Below are 9,525 nucleotides of genomic sequence, written 5' to 3'. Positions count from 1 at the left end.
AAAATAATATATATAAACTAATTAAATTGGGCAAGCGTTCGAGGAGTCCTCAATATATAGGTCTTTGCAGGTTTGCTGCTTTGCTTATTCCTATTTTCAGACTTCGAAAGATGGCCTCTGTCTGAACAGTCCTTTCATCTTTATCGCCGCATTGACCAGCAGAATCATGACAGGCACTTCGACGAGCGGACCTATGACGGTTGCGAATGCCTCTCCCGAGCTGATTCCGAAGATGCCGATAGCCACGGCGATGGCGAGCTCGAAATCGTTGCTCCCTGCGGTGAATGCCAGCGAGATCGTCTGTCGGTAATTCGCGCCCATCGCTTTGCCGATGAAGAAGGTCACGAACCACATGAGCACGAAGTAGAGGACGAGAGGAATAGCGACGATGAGCACATCCAGCGGCTGCTTGACTATAAATTCGCCCTTGAGCGAGAACATGACGACGATGGTGAAGAGCAGAGCGATCAGGGTGAGCGGGCTGATTTTGGGTATGAACTTTGTTTCGTACCATTCGCTGCCTTTGATTTTCTGCAGGATATAGCGCGTGCCCATGCCGCTGAAGAACGGAATTCCCAGATAAATGAGGACGGTTTTTGCGGATTCCCACATCGAAATGTTGATCTGGATCCCGTTCGCGAGCCCGAACATGTTGAGGAGCACCGTAAGGAAGAACCAAATGTAGACTGCGTAGAAAAGCACCTGGGCGATCGCATTGAACGCGACGAGGCCGACCCCGAGTTCTCTGTCGCCTCCCGCAAGGTCATTCCACACAATGACCATCGCGATACAGCGGGCAAGCCCGACCAGAATCACGCCGATCATGTATTCGGGGTGCGCTCTCAAAAAAATGACCGCGAGCCCGAACATGACCAGGGGGCCAACCAGCCAGTTCTGGATGAGCGCCAGCGCGAGCAGCTTCTTGTTCTTGAACACTTGTCCCATCTTCTCGTATTTGACCTTCGCAAGCGGAGGGTACATCATGAGAATGAGGCCGATAGCGATGGGGATTGTGGTCGTCCCGATGCTCATGGCGCTGATGAATTGCCCAAATCCTGGCCAGAAGTAACCGATCGCAATGCCCGCTCCGATGGCCAGAAAAATCCACAATGTCAAGTAACGATCGACAAACGACAGTTTTTTTGCTCCTTCCATGTTTTTTCCTTGTTGAGAATTATTCAGAATGACGCAGAAAACAGGTTATTTACGCATTCCTGGCGATGTAAGCCTTGAAACCATCTCGCTGTTGAATGCTATATATGCGTTAATAAGCATATATAGATATTGCGAGAAAGTCAAGATTTGCGAGCCGGCTTTTTGATTCCGGCTGTGCCTTTTTCCTCTTCGAATCCCACAACGCATTTGCCGTTGAACCGAAGGGCGAGGCGGTCATGGAGCCGGTTGAACTCGGTCTGGTATTTCTCGACTGGCATGGCTTTTCTGAGGAGCTCAGCCAGCATCTGGTTTATGGGGGTACTGTCATTGAAGTAGTGGTAGGCCCATGTGCCAATTTTCTGAAACTGCACAAGGTCTGCTTGTTTGAGCACGCTCAGATGGCGCGAAACCTGATATTGCGGAATTCCGAGAATAGTGACGATCTCGCACACGCAGAGGCTCTGCTGCTCCTCGATCATGAGGCGGAGTATCAAGAGCCGGGTGGGATCTGAAAGGGCTTTGAATAGTTCGCTCAGTTCCATGCAGATTGTTCCTTTTATAATTTCGCGGTACTACAATGATTGTATGTGCCAGATGGCATGAATGCAAGATAAGAGGAGGGTTTGATGCGTATCGGCTATGCCCGCTCTTCGGTTCTCGAGCCTGATGCCGCGCCCCAAGTCAAAGCTCTGCAGGACGCAGGCGCTGAAAAAATCTATACCGAGAATGTGCTTTCAAACGATGCGGATCGCCCTGCTTTCAAAGAGGCGCTTGGCTCTCTGGGCGCCGGGGATATGCTCATTGTCGCGTCCCTGGACAGGCTCGCGCGCACGACTACTGAGTTATTCTATATTATAGAAAAAATTATAAAAAGAGGCGCCGCGCTCGTAAGCCTGAGGGAAGTGCTCGATACCAGCGCTGATGACGGCGAGGCGGGGCGCGTCTTCTTGCGCACGCTTGGCGCCATTACGGAATTCGAGCGCGCAATCCTCAAGGAGTGGCAGAGGGAATCGATTGAAGCGGCCAAGACGAGGCGCGGGCATGAAAGCAAATCAGGGCGACGCCGGCGCTGAAGTACGAAGGCGATGAAGTGCGCGGCTTCAAGTCTCCCGCGCGTCGACCACTTTCTCGACGACAGGAGTGAGGGCTTGAATGAGCGCATCTTTCTCGACGCCGGTCACTTTGACCGCGCAGTATGCATTGGTGGGATCCTCGCCTTCGAATGTTGCGAATGAAACAATATTACCGCCAGCCTTCGTGATGGCATTGGAAACTTTTGCGAGCTCGCCTTTTTTCTCGGGCAAAAGCAGCGTGAGCCTGATACCTTTGTGGCGCGCGCCAAAAAGCTCGATAAAGAGCTTGAAAAGGTCAGTTTCGGTGATAATGCCGATGAGGACATTGCCGCGCATGACCGGCAGGCCGGAAATACCATTGTCGGCCATAATTCTCGCAGCTTCTTCTATCGGGAGGTCTTCATCGACAGTAATCACATTCCGGGTCATTACTTTTTCGACTTTGAGCTTCGACAGCAGGTAGTGAAGCTCGTAGATATCGAGCGAGGTCGCCGGCGAGGGGGATGCATGGATAAGATCAAGCGTAGTGACAATGCCAACGAGCTTGCCCTTGTTGTCGAGCACAGGAAGCCGCTTGATTTTTTCGCGGCGCATAATCGCCTGTGCTTCTGGCACCGTGACATCCGGGGTAATGGTAATGGGATTTCGGGTCATGCGCTGTCCGACTTTCATGGCTTTCCTCCGTTGGGCGTGATTTTCAGTCTCGCAATTTCCGGCCGCGCATATTGCGACCTTCTCTCTATAATATACTCCCGATTTCCTACAATCCCAAATATGCCTTGCGCACTTCTTCATTCTCGAGGAGATGCGCGGCGGTGTCGGCCATTTTAATGACGCCGTTCTGGAGCACATAACCCTTGCTCGCAATTTTGAGCGCCATATTGGCATTCTGCTCGACGAGGAGGATCGTTGTTTTGCGCTCTTTGTTGATTCTCTGGATGATTTCGAAAATGCTTTGCACGATCAAGGGTGCGAGGCCCAGAGAAGGTTCGTCGAGCAGAAGGAGATGCGGATTGGCCATAAGCGCGCGCGATATCGCGAGCATCTGCTGTTCGCCGCCTGATAAGGTGCCGCCAAGCTGATTGCGCCTTTCTGCCAGGCGCGGGAATATCGAAAACACCTCCTCCATGTCCCGTTTTATGCCTTCTTTGTCGCGCCGAAGAAAGGCCCCCATGTCGAGGTTTTCCGATACCGTGAGCTGCGGAAAAATGCGGCGGCCTTCGGGCACTTGCGAAACGCCCATTTGCACAATCTTGTTCGGGCTCACTTTGGTGATGTTCTGGCCCTTGAGCAGAATTTCTCCGCTGCGCACAGGTGTAATGCCGCAGATACTCATAAGTGTCGTGGTCTTGCCTGCGCCGTTCGCGCCGATAAGGGTGACAATTTCGCCTTCCTCTACAGAGATCGATATGCTTTTCAAGGCATGGATGTTGCCGTAGAAAGTGCTCACATTCTTCAGTTCCAGCAGTGCCATGTTATTCTCCTAAATATGCCTTGATGACATCGGGGTTTCGCTTGATCTCGTGCGGCGTGCCTTCGGCGATGAGGCGTCCGTAATCGAGGACATAGATGCGCTCGCTCACGTTCATCACAAGGCTCATGTCATGCTCGATGAGCAAAATTGTGATGTGCTCCTGGTCGCGGATAATGTTGATCGTCTCTTCGAGTTCTTTGGTTTCCTGGGCATTCATTCCTGCGACCGGCTCGTCAAGGAGGAGCAGGAAGGGGTCTGTTGCGAGGGCTCGAGCAATTTCGAGGCGGCGCTGTTCTCCATATGGCAGATTGCCTGCGGTTTCGTTGATATACATGTCGAGCTTGAGCTTCTTGAGGATGAGGTAGCTTTCTTCGATGACGCGCTGTTCTTCTTCTTTTGTGGAAGAATCGCGCACAATCGCTTTAAAGATGCCTGCTTTGAGGGAATTGTGCCGGCCTATCATGACATTTTCCAGCACGGTCATGTTGTTAAAGAGACGAATGTTCTGGAATGTGCGCGCAAGGCCTTTATGGTTGATGATATCAGGCTTGAGCCCATGGATGTGCTCGATCTGACCGTTTTTGTTGCGTATGGATACAGTTCCCTCGGTCGGCTTGTAGACGCCGGTGATGCAGTTGAAAATTGTGGTTTTCCCTGCGCCGTTCGGCCCGATGAGCGCGGCGATTTCTCCTTCGTCGATGTGCATGGAGACGCCATCGATTGCGCGCAAGCCTCCGAACGCCATCGAAAGATTTTCGATTTCCAGTATCGATTGTTTTGATTGCAGTTGTTGAGTACTCATTTGGCGAGTTCCTTTTCTTTGAAGGTATACTGCTTTCTTTTGCGGGGAATCAGGCCATCAGGTTTGAATATGATGACCAGAATCATTGCAATGCCGTAAATGAGCATTCGATACTGCGCAAGGGCGCGGAAATACTCAGGCAGAAGCTTGAGAAGGATTGCGCCGCCGATGGCACCTGGAATAGAACCCGTGCCTCCTATGACCACCGCCATAAGGATGATAATCGATTCCCAGAGGGTAAAGCTGTCGGGGTTGATGTATGTCGTCTGCGCGGCCATAACCACCCCGGCGATGCCCGCCCAGAATGCCCCAAGCGCGAAGGTGATCAACTTGTTCCTTACAAGATTGATACCCATCGCCTGGCATGCAATTTCATCTTCGCGCATGGCTTCCAGCGCGCGTCCTACCTTCGAGTCCTCGATTCGTCGCACAACGAAAATAGTAATCAAGACCAGCACAATGGCGATGAAGTAAATATACGTCGCCGCTTTTTGCGGCGTAAGCTTTATATTGAATAGCCAAGGGCGCGGAATCAGGCTGATCCCCGTCGCTCCCCCAGTGATATCTCCGGAATTCTGCATGACCATGCGGAATATTTCGCCGAATGCGAGGGTAATGATGGCAAGATAATCGCCGCGAAGCCTCAAGACCGGCAAGCTAAGAAGAATGCCGAATAGCGTTGCGATAATGCCCGCCAGCGGCAGTGAAATCCAGAACAGCCAACCCGGATCGATGCCTGCAGCGATAAAAGAATGGCCGACATATTTCCATAGGAGCCCGTAGGTATACGCTCCAACGCCGAAAAATGCTGCATATCCAAGATTCAGAAGGCCGCCGAGCCCGACAACAATATTCAGGCCCAGCGCGAGAATTATATAAATGAATGCCGTAATCATGACGTTGGTGTGGTACATTCCGAAGAGGAAGGGATAGGCTAGTGCAAAAGCAAGCAGGATAAAGAGCGCTCCCTTGCGCACCACTGCAATGCCGAGATACTGCGAAGTGAGCGCCTTGAGCTTAGCCAGAGGCCCCCCAGCACGACTGTCATTGCCGCGCTTCTCGTTCCATTCCAGCGCAAAGCGCCACAATAAAGAGAGCACGAAAGCAGCAATTCCGACGAGCGGCAACATATTCCAGCGGAACTGGACTTGCGCTACACCTTTCGAGACATTCACCTTCATCACCATAAGCGGGAAAAGAAGAACCATGAACCAGATTGCGATGAGGAAAGATTTTCCGATATCTGCCAAAAGTGAACGTGATTTCATAGGCTACACCTTCTGTCTCTGGGTTCTGCCGAGAATGCCATCGGGCTTGATGAGGAGAATCACAATAAGAATGACAAAGGCAAAAGCATCTTCATAATCGCTGGAAATGTAGCCAGTACCAAGACTTTCCGTCCATCCCAAGATAAAGCTACCGAGCACCGCGCCCGGGATGCTCCCGATGCCCCCCAGCACCGCGGCCACAAATGCTTTGATACCTGCTACAAATCCTATGTAATAGTTGATTTGCCCCATGTATGAGCAGATCAGAACGCCGCCAATCGCAGCCAGACTCGAACCGATGATAAAAGTAACCGAAATAACCTGATTGACATCGACGCCGACAAGCTGGGCCATGTGCATGTCCTGCGCGGTTGCCCGCATGGCCTTGCCTATTCTGGTGAATTTGATGAGCAGCGTAAGAAAAACCATGATAATGGCGGTGACGCCCAGAATGATCAGTTGCGTGGAATTAATGTATTCTTTATATGGCTGGAGCCACGAGAATTCCGGAAGATATGACGGGAAAGGCATGAATTTTTCTGTCTGCGCGAGCAGTACAAAATTTTGCAGCACAATCGAAACGCCGATTGCGCTGATGAGCGCTGAAAGCCGGGGTTTGCCCCGAAGTGGCCGGTAGGCGATCTTTTCGATTGTGTACCCAAATGCCGACGCGTAGATAATGGAAAGCAGCACCGAAAAAAGCAGAACGAGCCATACCGGCATGCTATTGGAAAAGAAAAAGCCGCCCAGAATAAGCGCAGTAAAGCCGCCGATCATGTAGATTTCGCCATGCGCAAAGTTGATCAGCTGAATAATACCGTAGACCATGGTATATCCAAGGGCGATAAGCGCATAAATGCTGCCTTTTGCCGTTCCGCTCAAAAAAAGCTTTAAAAAATACTCCATGTGCTGATCCTTGGGAAGTAAATTCGAAAAAGAAGCCGTTCCGACTTGTATGCCAGAACGGCTTCAAAGAGGCTCGCAGAAAAAAGGCTTACTTCAGTTCTACGAACACGCCGTTCTTGACCTGATATACGGAGAAGCCAAATCCGATGATATCACCTTTCTGATCGAAACTGATGTGCCCAAGTGGCGTATCGACATAGTTGGATTTGAGCGCGGCTACGATCTTGTTGTAATCGGTTGATCCAGCTTTTTCAATCGCATTGAGAAGTGCCTGGGTGGCAGCATAGGCATTGAGGAAGAATGCACCGGGCTCGGTTCCGAATGTTTTCTTGTGTTCTTCGATTGCCTTGATAGCGAGCGCATTGGTGGAGGTGTCGGTTGGGCCGGTAGCATAGACGCCTTCGGCGTATTTGCCCGCAACCTCGATGAAGGTGTTGTCTTTTACGCCGTCATCGGAGATGAAGGGGATATTCATTCCCTTGTCTTTCATCTGCTGCACCAGCTTGGAAGCTTCGGGGTGATAGCCGCCCCACACGACGCCATCTACTTTTGCATTGCTGATTTTGTTGACTACTGCGGAATAATCCGGGGCACCAGGGTTGATACCTTCAAAGAGCGGTACCTGAACGCCATATTCTTCAGCATATTGCTTAACGAGCTCAGCAAAACCTTTTCCGTAGTCGCCCTTGTCATGGAGGACAGCGATCTTTTTCAGTTTGAGCGTTTTGGCAAGGAAGGTAGCCGCAAGTTTCGCCTGTGCATCATCCGGTGCGATGGTTCGGAAGAAGTTCGGATACTCACCGCTCTGGGTAAGCGGCGGATTGGTTGCAGAAGGCGAAATGGTGACAATTTTGGAATCTTTGTAAATTCCCAGGGCTGCTTTTGTCGCTCCCGAGCAAATATGCCCGATGACCGCAACTACTTTGGCGCTGACCAGCTTTGCTGCCGCATTGGTAGCCAGCTCGGGTTTGCACTGATCGTCTTCGATGACGAGCTCTACCTTCTGGCCATTGATACCGCCCTTGTCATTGATATTCTTGACAACAAGCTTTGCCGCGTTGACGCTCGGCAGACCGTAGGATGCCAAGTCTCCGGTATGTGCGCCAGCGACGCCGATTTTGATTGTCGGGGCTGCAAATGCATTTTGAGCACCCGAGAACACCATTAATCCTGCCAGGGCAAACACCGCAAGCAGCATGTACGTACGCTTCATCTAGTATTCCTCCTTCCGCATATACAGAGCATGCGTATAAATAATGAATGAAGCTAATTTCTGCGAAGGATATATGGACTCCAAAGGCATGTCAAGGCGTTTCTATGAAAAGTATTGTATTTTTGCATTTTGCATATTGACCAAATTGGGTGATCCAGCTAGAATAATTGCAGCGTTACTACAAATAGTAACAAAATCAAACAGAGCCGTTGTATTCGAGCCTGTCCACAAACATGAGGAGGTTGTATGCGCCGCACAAGGATGTTCTTTGTCGCTCTTGCCATCATCGGTATGGTACTGCTTTCGTGCGCTCCAAAGAATGCAAAGGTAATCGGAGTTGCCAAGTTTGTTTCTCACCCTGCGCTCGATGCGATCGAGAAAGGGATTGTCGATGAGCTTTCGAAATCCAAATCCGATTATAAAATCGATCTGCAAAACGCGAATGCGGATATGAACACCGCTGCCCAGATTGCGCAGCGCTTCAAACAGGAAAAAGTCGCGCTTGCGGTGGGCATCGCAACTCCGACAGCGCAGGCGCTGGCGAATCAGATAAAAGACAGGCCTGTTATCTATTCCGCGGTCACCGATCCGGTTTCAGCGGGGCTTGTATCGAGCTGGGACAAAGGTGGCGCGAACATCACTGGCACTTCCGACATGACCCCTGTGCGCGAGCAGCTCGATCTCTTGCGTTCGCTTAAAGATGTAAAGCGAGTTGGAAATATCTATTCGTCAGGCGAGGCGAATTCGGTGGCGATCGCCGCGATTGTCAAGCAATACTGTCAGGAGAATGGCCTTGAATATGTCGAGTCAACCATCACGAATTCATCCGAGGCGAGGCAGGCGATTCTTTCGATTGCGAACCGGATTGATGGCCTGTACCTCGGCAACGACAATACGGTGTTTTCAGCCCTGAGCGGTATTGCGGAAGTCGCGCTGGAAAAGAAAATTCCGGTAGTGACTGCCGACCCGTCCTCGGCTGAAACGATTCCGGTGCTCGCCGCGCTTGGCTACGACTATTACCGAATGGGTGTTGCGACTGGCAAAATTGTGGTGCGCGTCTTGAACGGAGAGAAAACAGCTAACATCCCGGCACTCTTGCCGAAGGACAGCGAGGACATGAGTTTCGTGCTCAATCTCGATACAGCAAAGAAAATCGGCATTTCTGTGCCCCAGGCTTTGGTGGACAAGGCAAAGGTGATCATCAGCGATGGCCAGGTAACCCGGAAATAATCGCTGATTGAAGGCATACTCGTCGAAGGGCTCATCTACAGCATTCTTGCGCTCGGAGTCTTTGTAAGCTTTCGGGTTCTGGATTTTCCGGACCTGACGGTAGAGGGGTCCTTTCCGGCGGGAGCTGCGGCTGGGGCCGTGGTCGCGCAGGCAGCGAGCGCCTCGCCGCTGCCGCTTGTGCATGCTCTGGCCGTGCCTGCCGGGTTGCTGGCCGGCTTTATCGCGGGGGGGCTTGCCGGTTTTGTTACGGCGGTGGTGCATCATAGGCTCAAGGTTCCGCCCCTTCTTGCCGGTATCGTCACCATGACCGGATTTTATTCAATCAATCTCCGGATTCTGGGCGGCAAGCCTAATCTGCCGCTTATCACCAATAACCCGATGCTTGCACAGGCGAGATCATTCTT

At 51.5% G+C, this 9,525-nt stretch carries 11 protein-coding genes; 3 read left to right on the top strand and 8 right to left on the bottom strand.

Annotated elements, in window-relative coordinates:
- Positions 1–96: 96 nt before the first annotated feature.
- Together arsB and GAP13_RS10840 are read right to left on the bottom strand one after the other, a co-directional pair.
- On the bottom strand, positions 97–1,155 hold the full coding sequence (gene arsB, locus GAP13_RS10845; protein WP_158908339.1) for an ACR3 family arsenite efflux transporter: 1,059 nt from the start codon (positions 1,153–1,155) through the stop codon (positions 97–99).
- A 140-nt stretch (positions 1,156–1,295) separates the two neighbouring features.
- A complete protein-coding gene (locus tag GAP13_RS10840; RefSeq protein ID WP_158908338.1) occupies positions 1,296–1,697 on the bottom strand; it encodes an ArsR/SmtB family transcription factor in 402 nt (133 codons plus the stop codon).
- Between the two features lie 84 nt (positions 1,698–1,781).
- On the opposite strand from GAP13_RS10840, the gene GAP13_RS10835 reads away from it, so the two are divergent.
- A complete protein-coding gene (locus GAP13_RS10835) occupies positions 1,782–2,228 on the top strand; it encodes a recombinase family protein (RefSeq protein WP_158908337.1) in 447 nt (148 codons plus the stop codon).
- 27 nt (positions 2,229–2,255) lie between these two features.
- On the opposite strand, the gene GAP13_RS10830 is transcribed toward GAP13_RS10835, so the two are convergent.
- The 6 genes from GAP13_RS10830 to GAP13_RS10805 form a co-directional block, all read right to left on the bottom strand.
- Positions 2,256–2,900, bottom strand: coding sequence for a CBS and ACT domain-containing protein (locus GAP13_RS10830; protein ID WP_158908336.1), 645 nt, complete (start codon positions 2,898–2,900; stop codon positions 2,256–2,258).
- A gap of 88 nt (positions 2,901–2,988) precedes the next feature.
- Positions 2,989–3,702: an ABC transporter ATP-binding protein gene (locus tag GAP13_RS10825; protein ID WP_442792388.1), complete on the bottom strand. Its 714-nt coding sequence runs from the start codon at positions 3,700–3,702 to the stop codon at positions 2,989–2,991.
- Position 3,703: 1 nt separating this feature from the next.
- Entirely contained in the window at positions 3,704–4,504 is an 801-nt protein-coding gene (locus tag GAP13_RS10820; protein ID WP_158908335.1) for an ABC transporter ATP-binding protein, read from the bottom strand.
- Entirely contained in the window at positions 4,501–5,772 is a 1,272-nt protein-coding gene (locus GAP13_RS10815) for an ABC transporter permease subunit (protein WP_158908334.1), read from the bottom strand. The genes GAP13_RS10820 and GAP13_RS10815 overlap by 4 nt, the downstream gene beginning before the upstream one ends.
- 3 nt (positions 5,773–5,775) lie before the next feature.
- On the bottom strand, positions 5,776–6,678 hold the full coding sequence (locus GAP13_RS10810) for a branched-chain amino acid ABC transporter permease (protein ID WP_158908333.1): 903 nt from the start codon (positions 6,676–6,678) through the stop codon (positions 5,776–5,778).
- Positions 6,679–6,766: 88 nt separating this feature from the next.
- Complete coding sequence (locus GAP13_RS10805; RefSeq protein WP_158908332.1) at positions 6,767–7,891, bottom strand: branched-chain amino acid ABC transporter substrate-binding protein; 1,125 nt, start codon at positions 7,889–7,891, stop codon at positions 6,767–6,769.
- A 246-nt stretch (positions 7,892–8,137) separates the two neighbouring features.
- Between GAP13_RS10805 and GAP13_RS10800 the strand changes: the two genes are divergently transcribed.
- Together GAP13_RS10800 and GAP13_RS10795 are read left to right on the top strand one after the other, a co-directional pair.
- Entirely contained in the window at positions 8,138–9,121 is a 984-nt protein-coding gene (locus GAP13_RS10800) for an ABC transporter substrate-binding protein (RefSeq protein WP_158908331.1), read from the top strand.
- Positions 9,122–9,124: 3 nt separating this feature from the next.
- On the top strand, positions 9,125–9,525 hold a 401-nt coding region (locus tag GAP13_RS10795; protein ID WP_442792389.1), incomplete at its 3' end, for an ABC transporter permease subunit.

The organism is Rectinema subterraneum (assembly GCA_009768935.1).
GTDB classification, from domain to species: Bacteria; Spirochaetota; Spirochaetia; order Treponematales; family Rectinemataceae; genus Rectinema; species Rectinema subterraneum.
This window is presented reverse-complemented; position numbering and strand designations above follow the sequence as displayed.

Bases quoted from the DNA above. Each gene is read 5' to 3' on its own strand.
- GAP13_RS10820 (WP_158908335.1), bottom strand. From the start codon at position 4,504: ATGAGTACTCAACAACTGCAATCAAAACAATCGATACTGGAAATCGAA.
- GAP13_RS10830 (WP_158908336.1), bottom strand. From the start codon at position 2,900: ATGAAAGTCGGACAGCGCATGACCCGAAATCCCATTACCATTACCCCG.
- GAP13_RS10825 (WP_442792388.1), bottom strand. From the start codon at position 3,702: ATGGCACTGCTGGAACTGAAGAATGTGAGCACTTTCTACGGCAACATC.
- GAP13_RS10835 (WP_158908337.1), top strand. From the start codon at position 1,782: ATGCGTATCGGCTATGCCCGCTCTTCGGTTCTCGAGCCTGATGCCGCG.
- GAP13_RS10805 (WP_158908332.1), bottom strand. From the start codon at position 7,891: ATGAAGCGTACGTACATGCTGCTTGCGGTGTTTGCCCTGGCAGGATTA.
- arsB (WP_158908339.1), bottom strand. From the start codon at position 1,155: ATGGAAGGAGCAAAAAAACTGTCGTTTGTCGATCGTTACTTGACATTG.
- GAP13_RS10810 (WP_158908333.1), bottom strand. From the start codon at position 6,678: ATGGAGTATTTTTTAAAGCTTTTTTTGAGCGGAACGGCAAAAGGCAGC.
- GAP13_RS10815 (WP_158908334.1), bottom strand. From the start codon at position 5,772: ATGAAATCACGTTCACTTTTGGCAGATATCGGAAAATCTTTCCTCATC.
- GAP13_RS10840 (WP_158908338.1), bottom strand. From the start codon at position 1,697: ATGGAACTGAGCGAACTATTCAAAGCCCTTTCAGATCCCACCCGGCTC.
- GAP13_RS10800 (WP_158908331.1), top strand. From the start codon at position 8,138: ATGCGCCGCACAAGGATGTTCTTTGTCGCTCTTGCCATCATCGGTATG.